The organism is Rhodococcus sp. 05-340-2 (assembly GCF_002258915.1).
Classification (GTDB): Bacteria; Actinomycetota; Actinomycetes; order Mycobacteriales; family Mycobacteriaceae; genus Rhodococcoides.
Window position 1 is genome coordinate 90,294 of record NZ_NOYU01000032.1, and the last position, 22,626, is coordinate 112,919.

Consider the following 22,626-nt stretch of genomic DNA (forward strand, 5'->3'; position numbering starts at 1 on the left):
TAGAGTGTCTCGCATCGAGATCGCGCTGGTCACCTGCGTCCTCGCACGCGACTGACGATCGCCTCGGCGAGCGGGCCGGGCAGTTCGTCCGGAACCCAGTGCGTGGCGTCCACGATCTCGAGTTGGTACGGGGCTTTCACGAAGCGCTCACACAGCTCGGCACCTGTGCGCGACAACGCCTCGTCCCTCGTCGACCACACATGTGTGGTGGGGACCGTGACCGGGCGGAGATGGCGCGGAGAGACGTACAACGCGGCGCGGTAGTAATTCAGGGCGCCAGAAAGTCCCGTCGACGGCACCAACTCCGCGAGAACGCGATCCACTTCGGATGGTGGCATACCGGTCGCTCGGAGTAAGGCCCCGAAGCGCTCGGGACGACGGCGGATCGACACCTCGGGAAGCCAGGGAATCGAGAATGCCCCCATGTAACCCGACCGACGAGCTTGGTCGCTCGAGACGAGAGACCGAAGGAACGCGGACGGATGCGGCACCGAAACCGTAACCAGACTGTCAAGTAGGTCCGGACGTTCCGCGGCAGCACACCACGCCACCCATGCACCCCAGTCGTGGCCGACGAGGTGCACCTTCGGCGAACCCAGCTCACGTACGAGAGCGGCCACGTCCGCGACGAGTTGACTCGGACGGTAGGCGAATCGACCTCGCGGGCGTGCGCCGGGCGCATAGCCCCGCTGGTCGAATCTCACCGTCCGCAGGCCAGCGGCGTTGAGGTACGCGGCCACCCCGCTCCAACTGGACGCATTCTGGGGGAACCCGTGCAGGAGGACGACGAGGTCACCGCGCAAGGGACCTTCGTCGACGACGTCGAACACGTGCGGACCGTGCTCAAATATCGTCACGCGTTCGGGACTTCCGATGCTCATGTCGCATCCTTCCGGTCCGATTCTGTCCCACACCTCGCGAGGCGCTCGCAAATACGATAACACCCGAAATAGCATGCGATATACAGATGTCGGGATTCGGGAGGAATGCCGTGCGATACTCGAAGCCATGGCTCGAATTGCGGACCCGGACGTTGGACAACGTCTTCTCGACGCCGCCCTTCGATTATTGGTCAGAGATGGTTCCGGATCCCTCAGTACACGTCGAATTGCCACTGAGGCAGGTACATCCGCGATGGCCGTCTACACCCACTACGGATCGATCGGCGGGCTGATCGGCGCGGTGATCGAACGAGGATTCGCCGACCTTGCGTCGGACATGTCCGCCGTCGGTACCACCGCGGATCCGGTACGCGATCTCGTGGCGTTGCTGCTCTCGTCGGTCCGGTTCGCTCGCGAACAGCCGAACATTTACGAGATCCTGTTCGTTACATCCAATCTCGGGCAGTATCGCAGGACTGCGCCCGCCGAACTGACCGCCGGCCGCGACAGCACGCTGCAGCTGGTAGTCGATTGCTGCGAACGAGCTCGGGCAGCCGGGCGTTTCCGCTCGAGGAGCAACGGTGTCGCGCTCGCGTACCAATGGTGGAGTGTCTCCCACGGGTATATTCTGCTCGAACTCGCCGGCTATGCAGAGCGCGAATCCGGAACGCGCAAGGTGCTTGCGCCGCTGTTGGAGGCGGTCGCCGTCGGGTTGGGTGACGATCCCGTACGCACTCAGTCCTCGCTCGACGCGGTCTTGGTACTCGCCGGATCCGACTCGCGCCATGATTGACTTCCAATCAACACTGTGGCGAACTATATCTCTCGAGACCGTATCCGGTCCGCGAACCTGCAACCCACTGGAGGACCCGATGACGAACACGCCGCGCCGGTCGACACGCATACGGCTGCTTCTACTTCTCACCGTCGTCGGCTTCGTCACGCCGAACACATACGTGAACAGATATTTTCGCGCGAACGGTGTTTCGGCGAAGTCCGCTCGCGAGTTTTTCGCAGCGTGGACGGCAACGATGCCCACAGCGTCGTTGACAGCCGACCTGGGCATCACGTCGCTGACGTTCGGGTTGTGGTCGTTCTGGGACTCTCGGGACAGCGGGACGAAGCATTGGTGGCTGGTACCGGTGGGCACGGCCACAGTCGGCATCTGCTTCTCGGCCCCGCTGTACCTCCTGATGAGAGAACTCGCCACCTCGGTAGACGCTCACTGACGGCGCGCCGTCACACCCGGATCAGCCTGGCGGCGAGCTCCACCGCGACGGTGGGGCGCAACATTCCCAACGGTGCTTGTATCTTGTAGTCGGACAGACTGATCACTGACGACGTCGACGCCTGCAGTGCCTCGCCGTCCAGCGTCGAGGCCACGTCCAGACCGTGACCACGCGTGGTCCCTTTGATGGCCAACGTCCCTTCGACGTGCATTCCTGATTCCCAGTGGTGAACCGCGGTGCCGCCGAAGCCGATCGTCGGATACGTCGTCGCATCCAGCAGGTCAGCGCCGACGAGGTGATGGTCGCGAACGGAGATTCCGGTCTCGATGCTGTCCACGTCGATCTCCATCACACAATCGGTTCGGCCGTCGGGCCCGATGTTGACCGAACCGCGCGCGTTGCGAAACGCTCCCTCTACTCCGATCGAACCCCAGAATCCCCGTGCCTTGAAGTGAATTCGCGTGAACTCGCCGCTGTCGAACATCCACGTTCCCTCGCGGTCATTCGACGCAGTCACCGTGAAGCAACCCGTCGCGTGGCCTCCCGGCGCGCAAACTGTTCGTAAGTCGTGGCATTGCGCCCCAGCAGCCTGGGCAGAACCGCCATGTCACCGGCCGGCAAGCCGTGCCCGTCGTAGTATTCCATCATTCGTCGGTAGCACTCTCTCGACTCGGGGCTCCACTTCCGCACTCCTCGCGCATTGGACGAGTCCTGCATTCCGCGTAGGACGTGTGGGAGGCCACCGAGTTTTGTTGACAACAGTGACCGAGCGAGGATCGGGGCTACTGCACTCACCGCGTGTAAAGGGTTCTGCACCACGGACGGCGGCAACCGCACCGCGCTGACCGGATGCCCAAGCACCCGACTCCAGACCACGGCCATCTCGCGGCGTGTCAATTCGTGCGCGGACAGATCGTAGGTCTGGGCCCGGTGACCCTCGGGTGCTGTGAGCACGAGTGCACTCGCCTCCGCGACGTCTTCGACGTCGACCACGCCCATGAGCTGATCGGGAGATGTGGGATAGGGCAGCGTTCCAGCGAGCAAGAATTCCCAGAAATCGAGATAGTTCTGCATGAAATGCGACGCACGCAGGAAGGTGAACGGAATGCCAGACTCGCGAATGATTCCTTCGACACGGAGCTTTTCCTGGTGGTGGAACATCTCCGTGATCTCCGGATGAATCACCGAGTGATATACGACGTGCTCGACGTCCGAGGCGCGGGTGGCCTCCACGAGCGAACGCGCCAGTGCCAACTCGTTGACGATGCTGGTGGGTGTGGCATGGAAGACCACGCGTACGCCGGATGCGGCGCGCGCAAGATCTGTGCACGACTCGATGTCGCCGACGACGACTTCTGTCGCGCCGTCTCCGCGGGACAGCTCTGCTTGGGAGTCGTTCTTGACGAACGCGCGTACCTGTGCGCCGCGCGCGTGAAGATCCTTGACGAGCGCGCGCCCAACGCCTCCCGCTGCGGAAGTCACCAGAATCATGAGAATTCACCCACCCCATCGACATACGTAGTTGCGGCGTGTTCGGTTGTGCGGATGAACGCTGTGGTCCACCGGTACCGGCGCGTCGACGCCGAAACCGGACTCTTATTTCCGTCGTCCACGTGGGGACGCTAGCAAAGATATTGACTCGAAGTCAACAATGGTCGTGTGACGCGAGAGGGCCCGACCACCGACCCCACCGATCCCTGCGGGCCGCGCCGGCCACGAGTGATGACGTGCCAGGGTTCGGTCCGCGCGATCTGGCATGGTCGTTTCTGGTTGATCGTCAAACGGTCGAACCCGCGGTCGATGAACCACACTGATGTTCGCTGAAGCCACATGCTCGACATGCGCATCGCCTCTACCGAAATGCAGCACTTCCTACGGCCGATAAGCATTGGCAGAGAACAGAATTCGGACCCATTCCTGCCCGCGCCGTCGATATGACTCGCTCAACCGGAAACCGTATGTACAGGTAATTCGCCCACCCCGGGCAGGCAGTAGTCCGATCGTAGGCCGCTTAAGAGTTCACGGTATTCCGATAGGGGCATCCACCCTTTGCGCTCTTGCCAACGCAGGCCATGGCAGGACCAACACGGCCAACACCGCGATTGCGACGGCAGGATCATCCACGAAAAATTGCAGGGTCACGGTATACAACGATCCACCGAGGTTCGCTACGACCAGGATGAATGCCGCTGCGGCACCCGCGTGCTCGCGCCCGACCATTGCCTCCGACCAGTCCAGTGCAATGGGCAAGCCCGATATCAGCAGCATGCCGATGACCGCGATGATCACCATCGAGCCGACCGGGTCGCGGACGACGAGCAGCAGCGGAGTGCCGAATGTGCAACCCAGACCGATAAAGACGAGGGTTCGTCGCCTGCGGCCGAACCGCGCGGCCACGGAGGGGAGTACAGCGGCCCCCCCTATCCCCGCGGCCGTCATCACCGTGACCATCGGTCCGCCCAAGCCCGGGTTGCCGAGGTCGGTCTCGATACTGTCGAGCCAGGTGGCGAGCGCGTTGAACAACCCGAGCCCGACAAAAGCCTGCCCGGCCAGCAGCCAAAGCTGTCGATGTCGACGGAGCCGGACAGGGCCGGAAGTCGTCTCGTGTTCGGCGAACCTCGGTTTGACCGTCAATGCTGCGAGCATGAGAACGCCGCAGAGAACGGCGAGTACTGCGTGCGTCCGAACGAGTGAGTTCAACCCACCGAAGGAGTGCAGCCACGCACCGGTGGATGAAGCCAAGAGAATGCCGAACACCTGAGCCGCAGTGAGTAGCGATATGGCTCGAACTCGTTGCTCGGACGGGAAGTACTGCGCTGGAAGCTTGGTAATCGCATTCAGTACCAGCGGCTGCCCAGCCGCCAAAAGTAACTGGCCGATGATCGCGAAGGTGTAGTCGTCGGAGTCCAGTGCCCGGACCGCCGCGCCAAGAAGAATCAGCAATGTCCCGGCCGCCATTGTGGTGGTGAAGTAGCGGTCGAGCCACCGACCCGACGGCAAACCCAGAAGGACGAACATGATCGGGACCACCACGGCCAGATCACCCACCGCACTCTCCGGCACACCGAAGTCGATACTGGCCCTCGCCGTAATGGGTGCGTAGGTCAACCACAGCAGCTGCGTGCAGACAAGCAACAAACCGTAGGCGACCGCAACTGCGATGGCTTGTTTGGCTGAAGTGGCAACGCCGCGAGGCGTTCTCGACCGAACACGTTCGTTCATGATGCTCCCGGTCTCGAGGTCCCACCCGCCACCGAATGTGTTGCACAGGCATTGTGATTGGACTCACATCGAAGTAATCTCCTCGAAGGGTACTTCTCAGTACCCAATTTGGAAAGGAAAAATATGACATCGATCACAGACGTATCTCGTGTTCATCTACCCCCCGCGACCGCTCTGCCAGGACCCGTGCTGCTCGGTGGGTGGGCGTTCGGCAGGCGTCGCCTGCTGGGGAGCTTGCGGCGTCGCCATGGTTCGGCGTTCACGATGACGATGGCACCGTTCGGCCGTTGCGTGGTGTTGACATCGGCTGATCTGACCAAAGAACTGTTCACTGCCAAGACCGGCGTGACCGGAAATGGGACACCCAACCTCGGCAATGTGCTCGGACCCGGTTCGACCTTCGCGCTGGACGGAGAACCGCACCGCCGTCGTCGCAAGCTCTTGGTGCCTCCGTTTCACGGGCGGCAGATGAGGGCGCACGAACAACTGATGGTCGATGAGACCAGGCGGGAAGCGTCCACATGGCACCTCGGCGTTGAAATGGAGTCAACGGCGCCGTTCATGCACCTCACTCTCAACATCATTCTGCGCGCAGTCCTCGGTGCCGAAGGCACCCACCTTCAGCGGTTGCGGACGATCATGCCGCCGATGGCAGAGCTTGGGGCCAAGATCACGGTGTCCCCGTTCGCGAACCCCGACCGCGCCTGGGGCGCGTGGGCGCGCTTTCGTTCCATGAGGAAGCAATACGACGAAGTGGTGCTCGATCTGATCTCCACCACGCGCCGAGACCCGAACTTGGCAGAGCGAAACGACATGCTGGCCATGATGATTCAGAGCCGCTACGAAGACGGTGGGTCGATGGCCGACCTCGAGATCGCGGACGAGCTGTTCACCTTGTTGGGTGCGGGCCACGAAACGACGGCTAACACTCTGTCGTGGGCGGTAGAGCGGCTCCGTCGCCATCCAGCGTTGCTCGATCGTCTGGTCGAGGAGGTCGATTCCGGCGGCACGGAGCTGCTGGCTGCCACCGTGCTCGAGGTACAACGTCTGCGGCCGGTCATCACGGACGTCACACGCCTGGTCACCGCGGAGACCATGCAGTTGGGACAGTGGGTTATTCCGCGAGGGTACCAAGTGCTCGTCGCGATCGACCAGGTGCAGCTCGATGAGAATGTATTCGCCGAACCGCATGCATTCGATCCGGATCGCTTCGTCGGTGCCAAAGCGGGGATGTACTCGTGGATCCCGTTCGGGGGCGGTACGAGACGTTGCATCGGTGCCGCGTTCGCAGACATGGAAATGAACGTCGTGCTGCGAACTCTGTTGCAGGATTACGAGCTGTCGCCGACTACGGCGCGCAGCGAGAAGTGGCGATCGCGAGGAGTGTCGTGGACGCCGGCCGACGGTGGCCGAGCTGTATGGCATCGACGATCACCCTCGTTCGTGACGACAGGGGCCGAGGCCCGTTCAGTAGGGGAAACACGATCGTGATCGAGCCGCGCACCGAAGAGTTCGCCGACGTCGGTCGCGACGTGCGGTTGTGTTTCGAACGGCTCGGAGACCCTGCTGGCTCGCCCCTATTGCTCGTCGCCGGCTTGGGTCAGCAGCTGGTTTCGTGGCCAACTCCTCTCTGCGACGCCCTCGGCGAAGGGGGCTTTCAGATCATCCGGTTCGACAACCGCGACACCGGCAGATCTACCCACTCGGCTGCCGCACCCCCTGGCCTGCGGGCACTGCTGACCGGACGCTACCCCAGCGACACCTACGGTCTGCATGACATGGCTCGCGACACCGTCGGGCTGCTCGACGCATTGCAGATCGAGCGAGCCCACGTCGTCGGTGCGTCGATGGGCGGGATGATCGCACAGACCGTCGCGAGCAGATGGCCCAGCCGTGTGGAGAGTTTGACGTCGATCTTCTCGACTACTGGAGCCGCTCGAATCGGTCGACCAGCCTGGTCTACCTGGATCCGCATGATGAGTCCAGGCCCCACTTCGGCGGGCGAAGCCGCCGATTCCGATGTGGCGATCTTCGCCCACATCGGCTCGCATGGATACGAGCAGGACACGGCGTGGGTGCGAGAGCAAGCGACCGTCGCCTGGGCTCGGGACCCGAGGACCGATGGGATCGCACGCCAGCTGGCCGCCATTCTAGCGACAGGCGACCGTACGTCCGAGCTGTCCCGAATCACGGCACCGACGCTTGTGATCCATGGTGATCGTGACCGCATGGTGGCACCGTCGGGCGGGCTCGCAACCCACCACGCGATCGCGGGTTCACACTTACGCATCATCGCCGGGATGGGGCACGACTATCCCCGTGCGCTGTGGCCCGAGCTCTCATCCCTCATCGTCGACCACGCACGGTCGGCCGACCTACAGGAGTACACCGATGTTTCGTCGACAACCTGAACCACTCGCGGAGCGGACAATGGTGATTACCGGGGCAGCCTCTGGAATCGGCCGGGCGCTCGCGCGTCGACTTTCCGCGCACGGATGCCCGATTGCCCTTGCCGATGTAGACGAACACGGGCTCGCGGAGACGGCTCGGTCCATCGGTACGCCAACCCTGATCCGCAGACTCGATGTCCGTAGCGCCTCCGATGTCGATGCGTTCGCCGGCGACGTCCGCGACTGGAGTCCTCGGCCTATCGGTGCGGTGTTCAACAATGCGGGCGTCGCGGTGCAGGCTTCCGTCGCTGACGGGAACCCCGAGGACGACAGGTGGCTGTGGGACATCAACTTTCACGGTGTCGTGAACGGCACCCGTGCCTTTCTGCCCCTGTTTATCGGCCAAGGCAACGGCGTGATCGTGAACACCTCGAGCGTCTACGGTTTGCTGGCGGTCCCCCACCACAGTGCTTACTGCGCATCGAAATTCGCCGTCCGCGGGTACACCGAGTCACTGCGTCAAGAGTTGGCAGGAACTGGTGTCCGATCGGTAACCGTACATCCGGGAGGCATCAAGACCAACATCGCCCGCGATGCACGTGTGGCCGTCGATCCCGAGGGGCGCGGCCGGACCGCCGAGCAGATCGCCGAGGCGTTCGATGCGGCTGCCATGACCAGTCCCGAACGGGCCGCCGAGACGATTCACAGGGGCGTCGATCGTGGCCGATCGCGCATTCTCGTAGGACCAGACGCGGTGGCCGTCGACCTCGCGTCTCGATTGGCCCCGTCGCATGCGGCGCGTGCGTTGCGCTTCGTGGAAGCGAGGCTCAGCGGAACGTGAGCTCGCCAGCCCGAGTGGGATCGGCGGCTATCGATATTGTTCGTTCCATGACGGATTCGGCATCTTCACCACCTCGTAGCGATGACGCGGTGCCGCGCTCGGTTGCCTCGGTCCCCGCAGATGCGCGCGAGCGACTGATCCGCGCCCTGGAGGAGTCCATCGAGTCGAACGGCTATCGGAACACGACGGTCGCGGACATCGTCAAGCTGGGAAGGGCCTCCCGGCGGACGTTCTACCGGGTGTTCGCCACCAAGGACGACGTCTTCGTTGCCCTCATGGACGATCTCAACAACACTCTGATGGTCGCCATGCAGGAGGCTGTGGATCCTCATTCGCGCTGGCGTGACCAGGTCGACGCTGCTATCACCACCTATTTCGACTACATCGATCGACGGCCGGCGGTGTACCTGTGTTCGTTGCAGGAATTCCCTTATCTCGGAGACATTGCCGAACCCGTGATCAGACGAGGCAGTGATGCCTTCGCCGAGCTCATTCACCGCATGACCGACAACGAGGAATTTCGCCGGGCAGGGCTCGCTCCGGCGACGCGATTGCAATCCATGATGGTAATGGGAGCCCTCGACCAACTAGTGGCCGAGATCCTTCAGACATCCGGCCACATTCGCGACGGCTTGGCACTGGCAATCGCAAGCACTACGGCACTTCTCGCTGTCGAGGCCGGATCGACCGATAGCCCGAACCTTCCAGCGATCAATGACCAACCTCGACCAGCCACACGCCGGCGACGATCAACATGATTCCTGCCGCCATCACCCGTGTCAGCGGCTCACGCAACAGAACTCGGGCCAGTACCGCAGTCAATGCGACCCCCGACGCGGCCCAGATGCCGTACACGACGCCGATCGCCAGGCCCAAGGACAGTGTCCATGCGAGACTGGAAAAGGCAACGATGTAGCCACATACGACTCCGATGTACCACGAGCGTCGGCCTCGGTCGACGGCCACCTTGAGACTCAAAGTGGCCGTCACCTCGCACACAATCGCGAACGACAGAATCCACCACACCATCACGCTCCAGCCTGCCGAGGCTTGCCTGCGGCCTGCGAACCCCATTCGACGATGACGACCCCTGCGGCGATAAGGGCCAGCCCGAGGGTGGATGTCGTTGTCAACCGTTGGCCGAAGATCAGCGCGGCCAACAGCGCAGTCAACGCGACCCCGCTCGCGCCCCAGATTCCGTACGCGACACCTATCGCCATGCCCAACTTCAGGATTCGAACGAGAAGCAAGAACCCAGCGGTGTATCCGAGCACTACGAGGACGTACCATGCAGGCTCGTTGATCGCAGCTTGCATAGCGAGTGATGCGCCCACCTCCACGACGATGGCGCAACACAGCAACTTCCACACGTTCATAGGTTCACCTGTCGGGACGTGGTGTGAATCACAAAAAATCTTGACTGCTGGCCGTGCGTCTGCGTACGGTACCACCGAGGGTACTCAAGAGTACCCAATATCGAAGGTTTCGTGATCGGGTTGGACACCATCGCGGCTCACGTGGAACTTCGCAGGAAAGGACATTTCATGAATGCGCAATTTGGATACGAAAACCGAAGGTGCAGTTGCGGATTCGGGACGAATCGGATGACGCCGTGACGACCATCGAGCGCGTCGACGTTTTGATCGTCGGAGCTGGGCTGTCGGGGATCGGTGCCGCACACCACCTCTGTACGTCGTCAGCGAACCGCAGCTTCGCGGTGCTCGAATCGCGAGACGCCGTCGGTGGAACGTGGGATCTCTTTAGGTACCCGGGGGTGCGGTCCGACTCGGACATGCATACTCTCGGGTACCGATTCCGGCCGTGGACCTCTGCGAAGGCGATCGCAGACGGACCGTCGATCCTCGACTACATCGCCTCGACCGCCGCTCGCACCGAGATTGCCTCCCGCACGCGTCTGGGACACCGTGTGGTTGCAGCACGGTGGTCATCGACCTCGGCGGTGTGGCGCGTGGAGGTTCGAGTTTCCGAGCAGACTGTATGGTTCGAGTGTTCTGCTCTGATGCTGTGCTCCGGCTACTACTCCTACGACAAGGGCTACACCCCGACGTTTCCGGGCATCGATTCCTTCGAGGGTACGGTCGTTCATCCGCAGCACTGGCCCGCTGACCTCGACTACTCGAACAAGCATGTCACCGTAATAGGTAGCGGTGCAACCGCTGTCACCCTCGTACCGGCTCTGGCAAAGAGCGGCGCACAGGTGACCATGCTCCAACGGTCACCTACTTACATCATGTCCGTACCGTCCGTGGACAAGTTCGCGAACGCAGTACGGCGCATGCTCGGATCCAGACTCGGCTATCGCGTGACGCGATGGAAGAACGTGGCAACTGCATGGGGGGTCTACGAGCTCAGTCGTCGTAGACCGGACATGGTGAAGGCAATGGTGCGCAAGAATGTCGTGGAGCGACTGCCCGCGGGCTTCGATGTCGACACCCATTTCTCTCCCGACTATCAGCCGTGGGATCAGCGTCTGTGCGCTGCACCGGACGGTGACTTCTTCGCAGCCTTGAGTTCGGGTCACGCATCCGTGGCGACCGACACGATCCGCACCTTCGATCCCGAAGGAATCCAACTGGCCTCGGGCCGTCGGATCGACACCGACATCGTCGTGACGGCAACGGGACTCGACCTTCTGTTCTTCGGTGGGATCGATCTCATCGTAGACGGCCGGCGCGTCGTTCCTGCCGATGCCTTCTCGTACAAAGGTCTGATGCTCAGCGGCGTGCCCAACCTCGTCTACACCCTTGGATACACAAACTCGTCGTGGACTCTCAAGGCCGATTTGGTCAGCCAGTATCTCTGCCGCCTCCTCGCACACATGGACAAGCACTCGTATCGCAGCGTCGTTGCGGTGCCCACAGACCCTGAGATGGATCGCCGACCGTTGTTCGATTTCGACGCCGGGTACGTCACTCGTGCGATCGATCGTATGCCGAGCAGTGGTCCACGCGCCCCCTGGCGCCAGAGCATGAACTACTACCGCGACGTCGTGGTGTTACGGCACCGGCCGATCGATGACGGAGTCCTTCACTTCGAGGTCGCCACCCGCCAGCGCTCCGAGGAGGAGATGACATGCTCGTGAAGGCAGACAAGGTCGCTTGTGCCGGAGCCGGTATCTGTGCCGTGACCGCCCCGGACGTCTTCGGAATAGGTGAGGATTTTCAGGTCATTGTGTTGAATGCGCACCCGGACTCCAGCCTGAGTGCGGAAGTCGAAGCGGCCGTTCTCTATTGCCCGCACCAGGCTTTGACTGCGAGTACCGAATGACCACTCGGGGCGGGGTGCTTCGGGTCGCCATCGTGGGCGCGGGTCCAGCCGGGATGTACGCCGCGAACGCCCTGATGGACTCCGGTCGAGACGTCTCCATCGATCTGCTCGAACGCCTGCCCGCACCCTTCGGACTCATTCGGTACGGTGTTGCTCCTGACCATCCGAGAATCAAGGGAATTGTCTCGGCACTGCATCGTGTACTCGACCGACCACAGGTTCGTTTGTTCGGAAATATTACTTACGGAAAAGATGTCGACCTCGAGACCCTGCGTCGTCACTACGATGCCGTTGTCTTCGCCACGGGAGCCGATACAGACCAAGAACTGGCCATGCCGGGAGTCGATCTCTCTGGGTCGCACGGAGCTGCGGACTTCGTCGCCTGGTACGACGGCCATCCCGACGCACCGCCGAACTGGGACCTCGACGCCGAGCGGGTAGCCGTCCTCGGCGTCGGGAATGTCGCTCTCGATGTCGCACGCGTACTGGCCAAGTCTCTCGACGAGCTGCTGGGCACCGACATCCCCGACAATGTTGCCGCCTGCATGCGTTTGAGTCGTGCCCGTGAGGTGCATGTGTTCGGTCGACGCGGACCGGCTCAGGCGAAGTTCAGCCCGCTTGAGTTACGAGAGCTGGATCACAGCAACAATTTTCAGGTCGTAGTCGATCCGGCAGACATGGTTCTGGACACTCATTCGATCGCAGCGCTTGAGCAGTCGAAACAGCTCCAGCTTGTGGTGTCCACTCTTCGGACGTGGTCCGAACGTCAGTCTGTTGACGTGGCACGCACCATCTTCCTGCACTTCTTCGAGGACCCGGTCGAGGTGCTCGGTCGCGATGGACGTGTGATCGGTTTACGTACCGAGCGAACCACGCTCGATGGACTGGGCGGAGCGACAGGTACCGGCCGGTTTACCGACTGGCCGATTGAGTCCGTGTATCGGGCGGTTGGGTACCGGTCGCGAGAACTCCGGGATCTGCCGTTCGATCCGATTCGCGCGGTGGTTCCGAACGTCGGCGGGCGTGTGATCGACCGACACGGAGTGATCGTCGACAAGGTGTATGTCACCGGGTGGATCAAGCGTGGACCGGTTGGTCTGATCGGGCATACCAAGAGCGACGCGAACGAAACTGTTACCAACCTCCTTGCCGACGTGGAAGAGTCGACCGACGTGGCCGAACACCTGGACGACGCGTTCCTGAAATTCGTGCGTGAGAATGTAGTCGACGTGACTTCCCGCGAGGGGTGGTATCGACTGGATGCGTACGAACGTCGGCTCGGTGCCGCTCGTGGTCGCGAGCGGATCAAGGTCGTCGACCGCGAGCGGATGGTAAGTATTTGCGTGGCAAATCGCGTGTAGTGAACGGGCCGTTCATGATCGTGATCACCATCGACGACGGGTTAAGCGCTCATCGCGCCAACGGGTCCTCAGCGGAAGAAGATCTTGTCCGAAGGTGGTTCTACCAGCCGGTCAAGCCCGGCCTGGCCTGACCGGCAACCTCACCACACGTGGGAGTTGGGATTGTGCATTGCCGAGAATCGGTCACCGTGTGTGCTAAGCGGGTGTGTGTGCCTTGGGTGCCGGAGACCTCAGAAGTTGCTTGAGAGGTACGGAGGTATCTGCGAACGCCTCGGCTGTCACGAGTGTCCCGTTGTTCAGTGCACCTCGTAGAGCGAGGAAGTCGGCTGGTGAGTTCACGCATTCGGTTGCGCTGAGCCGTCCGTTCGCGAAGAACCCGACGACCAGACGTCGGGGACGGTTCGGTTCGGAGCGGATCACGACCGTATCGTCAGAGCCTGTCAGTCCTGCGATTTGCAGCTTCCAGTCACCCTGATCGGACCAGAACCACGGTATGTTGCGGACTGAATCTGGTTGGCCCACAATGACTCGCGCCGCTGACGCGGCTTGCTCTGCGGCATTGTCGACTGATTCCAGACGAACAGGTCGGGACTTGTCGGGTGCTGGCCCAGGATGGGGTTGAATCGTGCAGTCGCCGATGGCCAAGACGTTTCTCTGCGAGGACACCCCGCGATGATCGACGACTATTCCGCCTGCACACGACAATCCGAGTTGCTCCGCGAGAGAGATGTTCGGCTCGACGCCGATGCCGACGAGTACGGTCGCGGCCGGAATGAAGGTATCTTGTGCAACCTGTACGCCCGTGACCGAGCCGCCGTCATCTGTGAGGATTGCTTCGGGTGCGGTGGACAGGCGAACGTCCACACCCATCCCCTGGTGCGCCGCCAGCAAGAATGAGGCGGTAGCGTCACCTATCGCGCGGCCCATCAGACGCGGTCCCGCTTCCAGTACCGTGACTGTGCCTCCCAGTCCGCGTATGGTCGCAGCGGCCTCGAGTCCGATAAATCCACCGCCGATCACTACGACCGGGCCCAGGTTCACCCGTTGGCGAAGGCCGAGGGCATCGTCGACTGAGCGAAGTTCGATCACGCCCTCAGCGTCGGCACCGGCGATGTGCAGCTTGCGTGGGCGGGCACCTGTCGCCAGGACCAGCCGATCGTACGGATATGTCGACGCTTCGTATGTATCCGAGCCAACTTTGGTGGTGTGGACGCGACCGGTCCCGTTCCCCGCTTGCTCGATCCGTAGAACTCGCTCGCCGAGCGTAAGGTCGATCGAATTGTCTGCGTACCAATGTGGTCCGCGCAGTCCCAACGACTCCGCGGCCACCTCGCCTTTCAGGTACGCCTTCGACAATGACGGACGGTAGTACGGGTGATGGGGCTCTTCGCCGATCAATCGCACAGTTCCGTCGAAGCCGGCCGATCGTAGAGACTCGGCGAACTGGACGGCGGCATGCGAAGCACCGACGACAACAACCGTTCGCGGTGCAGATGGGAGGTTCTCAGTTCTCGTGGAGTCGAGTTCTGACTTGGTCATAGCTGGCTCGAGGGGATTGTCACGTGTATGTCCGATCCTTCTCGTAGAAGCAGCTGACACGACAGGCGGGAGTTGCCTTCGCGGTCCGCCGCCGCGCAGTCGAGCATGTCATCCTCGTCTTCGTTCGGTGCTTGGAAGTCATCGAGCTCGTCCTCTGCGAGGAATACGTGGCAGGTGGCGCAGGACAACACGCCTCCGCACTGCCCGACGATTCCGCTCACCCCGTTCTTCACGGCGGTCGTCATGACCGATTCGCCGGCGTCTCCTTCGACGACTTTCTCGACACCGTCGGGCTGCATGTAGAACACTTTCGGCATTTCTGCTCTCCTACCAAGCAACCGGCAATGATGTGATGGGTTGGGTGAGGTTGTCGTAGTTGATGACGACGGGTCCGTCCTGATGGAGCCCCGGGAGCCGTCGGAAGAGTTCGGCTATCGCCACTTGAAGTTCCATTCTCGCCAGGGGGGCACCGAGACAGTGGTGTAGTCCGAAACTCAGCGTCAGATGTGGGTTGTCGGTGCGCCGAACATCGAATCGCGCAGGTTCGGCGATGGCGATCCCATCGTGGTTGGCCCCGTTAGGGTCGGCCAAGACTGCTTCCCCCTTCGCTACGAGCTGACCTTCGAGGTCCACGTCTTCCGTAGCGACGAAGGGTACGAGTGCACCTGCTCCGACGACCGGATTACCTATCTCCCATGCCGCGTGACGCAGAATTTCCTCGACCGCGGTCGGTGCGACAGCGTCCACATCTTCGAGCAAGACAGCCAGTTGATCTCTATTGTTGAACAGTGAGAACACTCCCTGTCCGATGAAGTTTGCGGTGTTGTCGAAACCACCGAGTATGAGAATCAGCGCGATGGGAAGGATTTCCGCGTCGGTGAGGGTGTCGTCCTTGTCCCGCGCGTTAGCGAGGTCGCTGATCAGGTCTTCGCGCGGCTCGCGACGCCGCTCTTCGATGAGGTCGGTCATGTACTGCACGAGTTCGCTCATGTTCGCCGCGATCTGCTCGGGTGGCATGTTCGCTACAGACAGCGTCGACGCGCTCCACGACTCGAACTTCGGCCTATCCTCGGGAGGCACTCCGAGTAAATTGGCCAGCATCTGAATCGGCAAGGCAATCGAATAGTCTTCGACCAAGTTCGATGGTGACCCTTTGGCGACCATTCTGTCGATCAATTCGTTGGCGAATGACACTGCCGAATCGCGCATTCCGCGTACACGTCTCGGTGAGATCGACTTCTGAACCAGTCTGCGTAGCTTGGTGTGGTGTGGTGGATCCTCGAATTGGATGGTCGACTTGAGAAACTCGGGAAACTCCATGAAGTACGGCACCGTCCGCTCGCCGTTACGGAACGGCTCTCGCACGAAACGTGGATCGCCGAGCATTGCCCGGGCGGTGGAGTTGCGGTGGATGATCCACGCTTCGCCGCCGACCGGCATTGTCATCTTGGTCATGGGGCGGTCCGCGCAGATGGCCGCGTAGCGCCGCGCTGCTTCGCTGGGCTCGACCGCGGGGAACGGGTACGCGGTGTCTGCAAGGTGCTCGTCGATGGTAGTCATGGTTCTCCGGTGGTAGTGATCGTCAGGGGATCGGTGGTCAGGAGACGGGAGTAGGTGCCGGGGGAATCACCTGGGGGATGGCCTCGGATGTGATGGCCATGATCTCGTCGAATCGGTCGGAGACGGATTCGATGGTGAGGTTCGGGTCGGTAATGCCGGTTGTGTTGAGAATGGCCAGCCGGTTCACCGCGCCACCGGCGACGTTGAACACTTCGCCGGTGACGGTGTTGCTCGGATGCAAGAGGTAGGCCGCCACGGGGGCAACGTGTTCTGGGGTCAGTGAGGTGCGCATGTAATGGAGAATCTCGTCGCTCAGGCCATCCGCTCCGGCTTCTGCCATGCGAGTGCCGGCACCCGGGGCGAGAGCGTTGACCAGAATGCCGTGTTCGAGTCCTTCGACAGCGAGGTTGCGAGTGAGACCGAACACTGCGCCTTTGGAGCTTCCGTAGTGCGTCATCATGGCGTTGCCGAGCATCGCTTGCGAGATGGTGTTGACGATGCGTCCGGATCCCGATGCCTGCAAGTGGGGCCAGGCTGCGCGGCACAGGCGTAGCGCGCCGAAGTAGTGCACATCGAGGTGACGTTGGTATTCCTCGTCCGGAACGTCCGTGAATGCCGCCGTGCGGATGATCCCGGCGTTGTTCACGAGTCCGTCCAGACGTCCGAAGTTCGAGATCGCCGCTTCGACAAGAGCAACGGCACCGCTGTCGGTTGAGACGTCGGCGGTACATGCCACGGCACGTCCGCCGGCTTCTTTGATCTCGGCGACTACTGCGTCAGCCGGATTCTCGGCTTCGACGCCGGAGCCGTCCGTTCGTGCGCCCAGATCACCGACGATGACCGCGGCACCGCGTTGGGCGAGAAGTCGGGCATGAGCGCGGCCGATACCGCGGCCGGCGCCGGTGATGACGACGACTCTGTCGTCGAAACGTAGTTCTGTCATGAGAAGGTCCTTCAGGTTTCGGAGGTGGGATTGAGGGCGTGCTCGCTGTCAGGGTCTCGAGTTGCCGCCCGAGTGCGAGACATCTGCAATCCATATCGATGCTCGAGCCTCTCGGGCGGACTTCTCGAAGTCGAAGACCTCGACGCCTACGGTGATGTAGAGCGTCTTTCGGTCCGGTCCACCGAGCATGCATGCCGATCCTGTTCCTGATTCCAACGGAACGAAGACGGCGTCGGTCATCGCTCCGTCGGGTCCGAACCGGGCGACGTAGCCGCTGCCCGGCATCGCGGCCCACACTCCCCCGTCATCATCGAGGGCAATGCCGTCGGGAAGGGACGGTGTCACTGCAAACACCTTGTGATCGGACAGTGTCCCGTCCTCGCTGCGGTTCATGACCAGGATCTTGTCGAGGAAGGCTTCGGCTGTGTACGCGGACTTCTCGTCTGCTGACAGAGCGATTCCGTTGGCACCCATGAGCGGCCCGACCTTGTCGGCGACGGACACAGCGCCATCGGGGTCGACGACGACGATTGGTGATGGCGCTGGGTCGGCTCCGTGATATAGATCGAAGCCGAGCTGCGTCACATACGCCCGCCCGGTGGAATCGACCACCATGTCGTTGATCGGCCCCGGTGCGTGCGCCGCGACATCGGCGTATTCGGTGAGCGCGTCAGGTGCTGATCCGTCGTGCACGAGGACGAGCTTTTCGTGCATGGAGGTGACAATCAATCGGCCATCGGGCAGCCAGCCGAAGCCACCGAGCACGATGGGTACCTGCGAACTTGCCGATCGGGCGTTCGCGTCTACGACAACGGCGACCTGTCCTGCGGAATCGATCGTTTTGAGCGTGCCGGTGTACATGTCCGAAAACCAGAAGGTTCCATCGTGCCATCTCGGACATTCCGGCCAGGAGAACCCGCGGGCAATCTCGCGCGCGGTGGTGGTGGGGACTCCAGCGAATGCGTTAGTGACTGCGTTGGTCATGAATGCGCTCTTTCTGACGGGGTCGGGGTGGGCGGCTGGGGTTGCCGGAGGAGTTCAGGGTGGCTACGGAGATGTGGGAATCGATCCGTGATCACGCCAGCTTGCTTTAGTGATGTGGTTCACACTATTCAATTCATCCATAATGTCAACTAATTTGGTTCGGGTGGAGCCGTGAGGCGAGCTGTTGACGCCGTTTTGGCGTCGGGTCGACAGTGGCTGGGTGGCTACCGCAGCAGCCAACGCTCAGCGGAAAGATCATGTTGTAGGCACTTTTTGTCGAGAAAGGCGTCCTAGTGGCGAGATTGCGGGCGAGTGGGGCTCCCTGCAGTCGAGGCGCGGACGCCATCTATGGTTCCGCGCACAGGCGCGGCGAACCCCAGCGGGTCGCTTCCTGGCGCGGACGTGTCAGTTGGTGTCACATGAACCTTTCACTCAACGTGGCGCATACAGAATTGGATCCGATATAGAAGCGTATAGGTGGATCTCGATTGTGTGAAGTGATTCACAAAACTAGATGTTCATGTCTCGGGCACGAACAGCTGCAGCTTGCGCGCTACCAGCGCCGGTTTCGATCCGTAGTCGACGTGAACGGAGAACTTCCAGGAACACAGCAATGCCGATGGTCTTTCTTCGACGTTGAGAAGCTCGGCAGATAGTCGGATGGAAGATCCGACCCGTACGGGTGTCAGGAAGCGGATCTTGTCGTATCCGTAATTTATTACCTGTTCGCACGGGGTGACGATCACGAGTGAGTCGAACATAGGCGTGATCAGGGCGAGGGTCAGGTTGCCGTGTGCGATAGTTCCGCCCAGTGCGCCGCGCCGGGCACGTTGGGGGTCGATGTGGATCCACTGCCGATCCCCTGTCGCCTCTGCAAACCTATCAACGCGGCCCTGATCGATCGCCATCCAATCGGACGGTCCATAAACGGCACCCACCATCTGCGGAAGATCGGTTGGATTCACCTCGGGTATCGACCGCTTCATGGCACTCCTCTTCCGGTGTGGTGCAGCTTCTTGTCGCAACCAGTGGCCGCAATCCAATTTTGTACTCTAGTATTGGATCCAATGCCAGGTTCCGACCGACTTCCTGTGGTCGGACGCATACACAAGTAGCTCGCCTGAACGAAGGACCCTCAACTCGTGCCCGAAGCAACCGTGAACTTCACCAGCGACAACGGCGTCGCATACATCACCCTCGACAACCCGACGCGGAAGAACGCCATAACCCTCGACATGGCAGCAGCGATCGAAAGCATCTGCGCCGACATCGACCGCGACACATCGATCGGGGCTGTGATCGTTCGGGCCGAAGGCCTCTACTTCTGCAGTGGAGCCGATACTCGAGACCTCGCGGCATCCTCGACGGACGCAGCGTCCGACGATTCGGTTCGACGAACCTCGGCCATCTATCGCAGCTTCGTCCGAATCGGTCAACTGACCCCCCCGACGATCTCGTCGGTCGTCGGAGGCGCGGTAGGAGCCGGACTCAATCTCGCCCTCGCTGCCGACGTCATGCTGGTCACCCCCGACGCCGTCTTGGACAGCGGGTTTCTCGCACGCAGGATCCATCCTGGCGGTGGCCACCTCACCCTGGTCGGACGGGCCCTCGGTCCAGCAGGGACCATGGCAATGGCGGGGCTTGGCAGAGCGATGTCGGGAACCGAGGCTGTCCGACGCGGACTTGCCTACGTATGCGTCGAGGCCGACGAGATGTCCAGCGAGATAGCAAAACTCACCCTCCATGCTGCCGCAGACCCGGATCTCGCACGAGCAATCAAGAACAGCGTCCGACTGGAGTTGGGGCCGCCTGGAGTCTCACTCGCATCCGCGCTCGAGATCGAACGTGGCGTCCAGATGTGGTCACTCGGCCGCAAGGGAGGAGCGGGATGGAACAACAAACCCAGCAAGCCGGTCGTCGAGCAGGTCACCCCATGACAGCGGCAGGGCCACTCACCGGAATACGTGTCCTGGACTTCACGACTACGTTTTCGGGGCCGTACTGCACACAATCACTGTCAGATCTCGGTGCAGACGTCATCAAGGTCGAAGCGCCATCCGGCGACATCACCCGTCGACTCGGAACGATTCGCGAGGGCATGGGTAGTGTGTATGCCGCGTGCAATCGTGACAAGGCCAGCATCGAGATCGACATGGCTGGTCCCGAGCACGCAAAGGTGATCGAACTGGTCGACAGCGCTGACTGCCTTGTACATAACATGCGTCCGGCCGCAGCGCGGAAACTCGGAATCGACGCAGTGACGACCCTCGAACGCAACCCTCGGCTCATTCACGCGTCGATCACAGGCTACGGGACCAACGGTCTGTACGCCGGCCGGCCGGCCTACGACGACTGCATCCAGGCCGCCAGCGGTCTTGCCGCGCTGCAGAGCGACTACGCCGGTCAACCGCAGTACATGGCGACGTCAATCGCAGACAAGGTCGCTGGAATGACTGCGGCACAGGCTATCTTGGCCGCACTGTTCGCACGTGAGAGAACGGGTCGCGGTCAAGCCGTGGAGATCCCGATGTACGAGACACTGGTCGGATTCACCTTGATGGAGCAGTGGGGCGGGCAGGTTTTCGACCCGCCGACAGGACCTCCAGGGTATGCACGAATGCAGTCGCGATTCCGCAAGCCCTACCGCACTGCGGACTCGTCGGTGGCGGTGGTGGTGTACCACCAAGGTCATTGGGAGCGCTTCCTCGAAGCAGTCGGACGCAGCGAAGTCCTTGCCGATCCACGCTTCAGCAGCGTCGAGGCGCGCAACCGCAATATCGATTCGCTCTACGCAATCCTCGAAGCCATATTGACCGAAAGAACCACCGAGCAATGGCTCGATTTGTTCTCCCGCATCGATGTTCCCGCAGCTCCGGTGCTCGACCTGAACGACGTACTTTCCGACCCGCACCTCGAGTCGGTCGACTTCTTTCAGACGGTGACTTCCGAGAGCGGATCTTTCGTAGCCAATCGGTCCTCGATGTTGTTCTCGGACACCCCGCTCGCCGACCCACGCAATCGTCCTGGTCCGTCCAGGCTCGACAGCGGACGAGATGCCGCCGAGCGCTGGTCGCAGGCCACGACTCCGGTGTGATCAAGTCGCGCCGCCCACCTGTTATCAGATGGGCGGCGCGACCTGATCATGTTGTGCTGCAAACGTTTACGCTCATTCGAGTCGATCTACGCTAGGACGAAGCTCGCTGTACGAATTCGACGATGTACCCGTCGGGATCTCGGACCGTCGATAGCACCAAACCGCCGAGGTGTTCGAGGGCACGGGGAGCCATCACCACTGTGCCGCCGCATTCGACGGATGCTGTGGTCGTGCCCTCCACATCGTCGACCGACATCACGAGTTTCGCGAATCCGGAGCCAGGTTCGATCGCGGCGGCGGGATCACGTTCACGAATCAGTTCGACGCCGCCGCCTGCACCATTGCGCTGACCGACGATGATGGCATCGAACGTGTCCGTGGAAATATCGTGCACGCGGAACAGTCCACACCCGTCGACATAGAACGCCACGGACCTGGCGAGATCGAACACTCGAAGTGCCGTCAATGCGATTTCAGGTGCCCGAAGTGCGGGTGACCGGCTGTCGTCGGGCGACGCGCTCATCGGGTGTGGGTCCCGCCGTTGAAATCGATGGTCTGCCCAGTCAAACCACCGGATTCATGAGATGCGAGATAGACGCATGCCGCACCAACTTCCTCCGCATCGCCCAGACGACCGATGGGAATGGTGGCGACTATCCGCTCGATCATGTCGGCAGGCATGACATCGGCCAAGTTGCTCTGCTGGCCGAGCGCGAGCACGTTCGCGGTGACACCGTACTGGCCGCATTCTGCCGCCAGATGACGGACGAACCCCTCGATCCCGCTCTTGCCCGTCGCGTACATCGAAACGTTGATGTTCTGTCCGGTTCTGGCCGAACCTGACGAAATCTGAACCACGCGACCCCACCCGTTGTCGCACATACCGTCGATGACTGCTTTCGTGCAGTTCAACGATCCGTAGATGTTGAGATCGATTGGCAACCGCCACAATTCAGGGGTGAGTTCGCGAAACGGGAGGTTCCATTTGCCTTCGGCAACACCCGCGTTGTTGACGAGGATGTCGACGTGCCCGCCCAGTTCGGCTTCGGCGGACCGGACGTGATCGACGGTCGACTGGTAGTCGGTGACGTCCCACGCCGACGCAACGGCGGTGTGCCCTTCCGCAGCGATAGCTGCTGCAACCCTCTCGGCCCTGTCGGGGTGTAGGTCGTTGACGATCACCGACGCGCCTTGACGCGCGAGGACTGTGGCTATTCCCGCTCCCACGCTCTGTCCTGCACCCGTGACCAGTGCGATATGACCTTGTAAGTCGAACACTTGACTCCTCCTGCTC

25 protein-coding genes are annotated in these 22,626 nt (G+C 61.7%); 11 read left to right on the forward strand and 14 right to left on the reverse strand.

Going from position 1 to position 22,626, the window contains the following annotated elements:
* Positions 1-29: 29 nt before the first annotated feature.
* Entirely contained in the window at positions 30-881 is an 852-nt protein-coding gene (locus tag CH271_RS20080) for an alpha/beta fold hydrolase (protein ID WP_094618277.1), read from the reverse strand.
* A gap of 127 nt (positions 882-1,008) precedes the next feature.
* Between CH271_RS20080 and CH271_RS20085 the strand changes: the two genes are divergently transcribed.
* The gene (locus CH271_RS20085) at positions 1,009-1,674 is read left to right on the forward strand and encodes a TetR/AcrR family transcriptional regulator (RefSeq protein ID WP_176457419.1); all 666 of its coding nucleotides are present in this window, start codon (positions 1,009-1,011) and stop codon (positions 1,672-1,674) included.
* A gap of 79 nt (positions 1,675-1,753) precedes the next feature.
* Positions 1,754-2,110, forward strand: coding sequence for a DUF2834 domain-containing protein (locus CH271_RS28930; RefSeq protein ID WP_052049195.1), 357 nt, complete (start codon positions 1,754-1,756; stop codon positions 2,108-2,110).
* Positions 2,111-2,120: 10 nt separating this feature from the next.
* Here CH271_RS28930 and CH271_RS20095 read toward each other — a convergent pair whose 3' ends face one another.
* From CH271_RS20095 to CH271_RS20105, 3 genes are all read right to left on the reverse strand, one after another.
* On the reverse strand, positions 2,121-2,627 hold the full coding sequence (locus CH271_RS20095; protein ID WP_141216006.1) for a YceI family protein: 507 nt from the start codon (positions 2,625-2,627) through the stop codon (positions 2,121-2,123).
* Positions 2,624-3,601: an SDR family oxidoreductase gene (locus tag CH271_RS20100; RefSeq protein ID WP_032393610.1), complete on the reverse strand. Its 978-nt coding sequence runs from the start codon at positions 3,599-3,601 to the stop codon at positions 2,624-2,626. Before CH271_RS20100 ends, CH271_RS20095 begins: the two co-directional genes overlap by 4 nt.
* Before the next feature lie 528 nt (positions 3,602-4,129).
* A complete protein-coding gene (locus CH271_RS20105) occupies positions 4,130-5,332 on the reverse strand; it encodes an MFS transporter (protein WP_094618279.1) in 1,203 nt (400 codons plus the stop codon).
* A 123-nt stretch (positions 5,333-5,455) separates the two neighbouring features.
* Between CH271_RS20105 and CH271_RS20110 the strand changes: the two genes are divergently transcribed.
* From CH271_RS20110 to CH271_RS20125, 4 genes are read left to right on the forward strand one after another with little or no spacing between them, the layout of a single operon-like run.
* Positions 5,456-6,823, forward strand: coding sequence for a cytochrome P450 (locus CH271_RS20110; RefSeq protein ID WP_094618280.1), 1,368 nt, complete (start codon positions 5,456-5,458; stop codon positions 6,821-6,823).
* Positions 6,820-7,743: an alpha/beta fold hydrolase gene (locus tag CH271_RS20115; protein ID WP_230596593.1), complete on the forward strand. Its 924-nt coding sequence runs from the start codon at positions 6,820-6,822 to the stop codon at positions 7,741-7,743. The genes CH271_RS20110 and CH271_RS20115 overlap by 4 nt, the downstream gene beginning before the upstream one ends.
* Positions 7,744-7,762: 19 nt before the next feature.
* Positions 7,763-8,563 carry an SDR family NAD(P)-dependent oxidoreductase gene (locus CH271_RS20120; protein WP_082322336.1) on the forward strand — a complete coding sequence of 267 codons (801 nt, stop codon included), beginning with the start codon at positions 7,763-7,765 and terminating at the stop codon, positions 8,561-8,563.
* A gap of 47 nt (positions 8,564-8,610) precedes the next feature.
* A complete protein-coding gene (locus CH271_RS20125; RefSeq protein WP_082322337.1) occupies positions 8,611-9,321 on the forward strand; it encodes a TetR/AcrR family transcriptional regulator in 711 nt (236 codons plus the stop codon).
* Here CH271_RS20125 and CH271_RS20130 read toward each other — a convergent pair.
* Both CH271_RS20130 and CH271_RS20135 read right to left on the reverse strand, forming a co-directional pair.
* Positions 9,275-9,553 (reverse strand): DMT family transporter, encoded by a 279-nt coding sequence (locus CH271_RS20130; RefSeq protein ID WP_441347153.1) that lies wholly within the window; start codon positions 9,551-9,553, stop codon positions 9,275-9,277. The two genes, CH271_RS20125 and CH271_RS20130, sit on opposite strands and share 47 nt — an antisense overlap.
* 38 nt (positions 9,554-9,591) lie before the next feature.
* Complete coding sequence (locus CH271_RS20135; protein WP_032393615.1) at positions 9,592-9,939, reverse strand: DMT family transporter; 348 nt, start codon at positions 9,937-9,939, stop codon at positions 9,592-9,594.
* Positions 9,940-10,175: 236 nt separating this feature from the next.
* On the opposite strand from CH271_RS20135, the gene CH271_RS20140 reads away from it, so the two are divergent.
* From CH271_RS20140 to CH271_RS20150, 3 genes are read left to right on the forward strand one after another with little or no spacing between them, the layout of a single operon-like run.
* A complete protein-coding gene (locus CH271_RS20140; protein WP_032393710.1) occupies positions 10,176-11,666 on the forward strand; it encodes a flavin-containing monooxygenase in 1,491 nt (496 codons plus the stop codon).
* On the forward strand, positions 11,657-11,851 hold the full coding sequence (locus CH271_RS20145; protein WP_032393616.1) for a ferredoxin: 195 nt from the start codon (positions 11,657-11,659) through the stop codon (positions 11,849-11,851). The genes CH271_RS20140 and CH271_RS20145 overlap by 10 nt, the downstream gene beginning before the upstream one ends.
* Positions 11,848-13,212: an FAD-dependent oxidoreductase gene (locus CH271_RS20150; protein ID WP_032393617.1), complete on the forward strand. Its 1,365-nt coding sequence runs from the start codon at positions 11,848-11,850 to the stop codon at positions 13,210-13,212. Before CH271_RS20145 ends, CH271_RS20150 begins: the two co-directional genes overlap by 4 nt.
* Before the next feature lie 195 nt (positions 13,213-13,407).
* On the opposite strand, the gene CH271_RS20155 is transcribed toward CH271_RS20150, so the two are convergent.
* The 6 genes from CH271_RS20155 to CH271_RS20180 all read right to left on the reverse strand — a co-directional run bounded on the left by CH271_RS20155 (position 13,408) and on the right by CH271_RS20180 (position 19,224).
* On the reverse strand, positions 13,408-14,751 hold the full coding sequence (locus tag CH271_RS20155) for an NAD(P)/FAD-dependent oxidoreductase (protein ID WP_032393618.1): 1,344 nt from the start codon (positions 14,749-14,751) through the stop codon (positions 13,408-13,410).
* Positions 14,748-15,068: a 2Fe-2S iron-sulfur cluster-binding protein gene (locus CH271_RS20160; protein WP_032393619.1), complete on the reverse strand. Its 321-nt coding sequence runs from the start codon at positions 15,066-15,068 to the stop codon at positions 14,748-14,750. The genes CH271_RS20155 and CH271_RS20160 overlap by 4 nt, the downstream gene beginning before the upstream one ends.
* A gap of 10 nt (positions 15,069-15,078) precedes the next feature.
* A complete protein-coding gene (locus CH271_RS20165) occupies positions 15,079-16,311 on the reverse strand; it encodes a cytochrome P450 (RefSeq protein WP_032393620.1) in 1,233 nt (410 codons plus the stop codon).
* 37 nt (positions 16,312-16,348) lie between these two features.
* Positions 16,349-17,254 carry an SDR family NAD(P)-dependent oxidoreductase gene (locus CH271_RS20170; protein WP_032393621.1) on the reverse strand — a complete coding sequence of 302 codons (906 nt, stop codon included), beginning with the start codon at positions 17,252-17,254 and terminating at the stop codon, positions 16,349-16,351.
* Between the two features lie 48 nt (positions 17,255-17,302).
* Complete coding sequence (locus tag CH271_RS20175) at positions 17,303-18,238, reverse strand: SMP-30/gluconolactonase/LRE family protein (RefSeq protein ID WP_032393622.1); 936 nt, start codon at positions 18,236-18,238, stop codon at positions 17,303-17,305.
* A 518-nt stretch (positions 18,239-18,756) separates the two neighbouring features.
* A complete protein-coding gene (locus CH271_RS20180; RefSeq protein WP_032393623.1) occupies positions 18,757-19,224 on the reverse strand; it encodes a MaoC family dehydratase in 468 nt (155 codons plus the stop codon).
* Between the two features lie 156 nt (positions 19,225-19,380).
* Here CH271_RS20180 and CH271_RS20185 point away from each other — a divergent pair, with 156 nt between their 5' ends.
* Together CH271_RS20185 and CH271_RS20190 are read left to right on the forward strand one after the other, a co-directional pair.
* Positions 19,381-20,175 (forward strand): enoyl-CoA hydratase-related protein, encoded by a 795-nt coding sequence (locus CH271_RS20185; protein WP_032393624.1) that lies wholly within the window; start codon positions 19,381-19,383, stop codon positions 20,173-20,175.
* Positions 20,172-21,332, forward strand: a complete 1,161-nt coding sequence (locus CH271_RS20190) for a CaiB/BaiF CoA transferase family protein (RefSeq protein ID WP_052049198.1) — start codon at positions 20,172-20,174, stop codon at positions 21,330-21,332. The genes CH271_RS20185 and CH271_RS20190 overlap by 4 nt, the downstream gene beginning before the upstream one ends.
* A 91-nt stretch (positions 21,333-21,423) precedes the next feature.
* Here CH271_RS20190 and CH271_RS20195 read toward each other — a convergent pair whose 3' ends face one another.
* Positions 21,424-21,855 carry a VOC family protein gene (locus CH271_RS20195; RefSeq protein ID WP_052049199.1) on the reverse strand — a complete coding sequence of 144 codons (432 nt, stop codon included), beginning with the start codon at positions 21,853-21,855 and terminating at the stop codon, positions 21,424-21,426.
* Positions 21,852-22,610, reverse strand: coding sequence for an SDR family NAD(P)-dependent oxidoreductase (locus CH271_RS20200; protein ID WP_032393625.1), 759 nt, complete (start codon positions 22,608-22,610; stop codon positions 21,852-21,854). Before CH271_RS20200 ends, CH271_RS20195 begins: the two co-directional genes overlap by 4 nt.
* Positions 22,611-22,626 lie beyond the last annotated feature (16 nt).

Coding starts and splice junctions, on each gene's coding strand:
- CH271_RS20165 (WP_032393620.1), bottom strand. CDS start 16,311: ATGACTACCATCGACGAGCACCTTGCAGACACCGCGTACCCGTTCCCC.
- CH271_RS20145 (WP_032393616.1), top strand. CDS start 11,657: ATGCTCGTGAAGGCAGACAAGGTCGCTTGTGCCGGAGCCGGTATCTGT.
- CH271_RS20120 (WP_082322336.1), top strand. CDS start 7,763: ATGGTGATTACCGGGGCAGCCTCTGGAATCGGCCGGGCGCTCGCGCGT.
- CH271_RS20105 (WP_094618279.1), bottom strand. CDS start 5,332: ATGAACGAACGTGTTCGGTCGAGAACGCCTCGCGGCGTTGCCACTTCA.
- CH271_RS20160 (WP_032393619.1), bottom strand. CDS start 15,068: ATGCCGAAAGTGTTCTACATGCAGCCCGACGGTGTCGAGAAAGTCGTC.
- CH271_RS20110 (WP_094618280.1), top strand. CDS start 5,456: ATGACATCGATCACAGACGTATCTCGTGTTCATCTACCCCCCGCGACC.
- CH271_RS28930 (WP_052049195.1), top strand. CDS start 1,754: ATGACGAACACGCCGCGCCGGTCGACACGCATACGGCTGCTTCTACTT.
- CH271_RS20180 (WP_032393623.1), bottom strand. CDS start 19,224: ATGAAGCGGTCGATACCCGAGGTGAATCCAACCGATCTTCCGCAGATG.
- CH271_RS20125 (WP_082322337.1), top strand. CDS start 8,611: ATGACGGATTCGGCATCTTCACCACCTCGTAGCGATGACGCGGTGCCG.
- CH271_RS20175 (WP_032393622.1), bottom strand. CDS start 18,238: ATGACCAACGCAGTCACTAACGCATTCGCTGGAGTCCCCACCACCACC.
- CH271_RS20195 (WP_052049199.1), bottom strand. CDS start 21,855: ATGAGCGCGTCGCCCGACGACAGCCGGTCACCCGCACTTCGGGCACCT.
- CH271_RS20150 (WP_032393617.1), top strand. CDS start 11,848: ATGACCACTCGGGGCGGGGTGCTTCGGGTCGCCATCGTGGGCGCGGGT.
- CH271_RS20190 (WP_052049198.1), top strand. CDS start 20,172: ATGACAGCGGCAGGGCCACTCACCGGAATACGTGTCCTGGACTTCACG.
- CH271_RS20135 (WP_032393615.1), bottom strand. CDS start 9,939: ATGAACGTGTGGAAGTTGCTGTGTTGCGCCATCGTCGTGGAGGTGGGC.
- CH271_RS20085 (WP_176457419.1), top strand. CDS start 1,009: ATGGCTCGAATTGCGGACCCGGACGTTGGACAACGTCTTCTCGACGCC.
- CH271_RS20170 (WP_032393621.1), bottom strand. CDS start 17,254: ATGACAGAACTACGTTTCGACGACAGAGTCGTCGTCATCACCGGCGCC.
- CH271_RS20155 (WP_032393618.1), bottom strand. CDS start 14,751: ATGACCAAGTCAGAACTCGACTCCACGAGAACTGAGAACCTCCCATCT.
- CH271_RS20100 (WP_032393610.1), bottom strand. CDS start 3,601: ATGATTCTGGTGACTTCCGCAGCGGGAGGCGTTGGGCGCGCGCTCGTC.
- CH271_RS20080 (WP_094618277.1), bottom strand. CDS start 881: ATGAGCATCGGAAGTCCCGAACGCGTGACGATATTTGAGCACGGTCCG.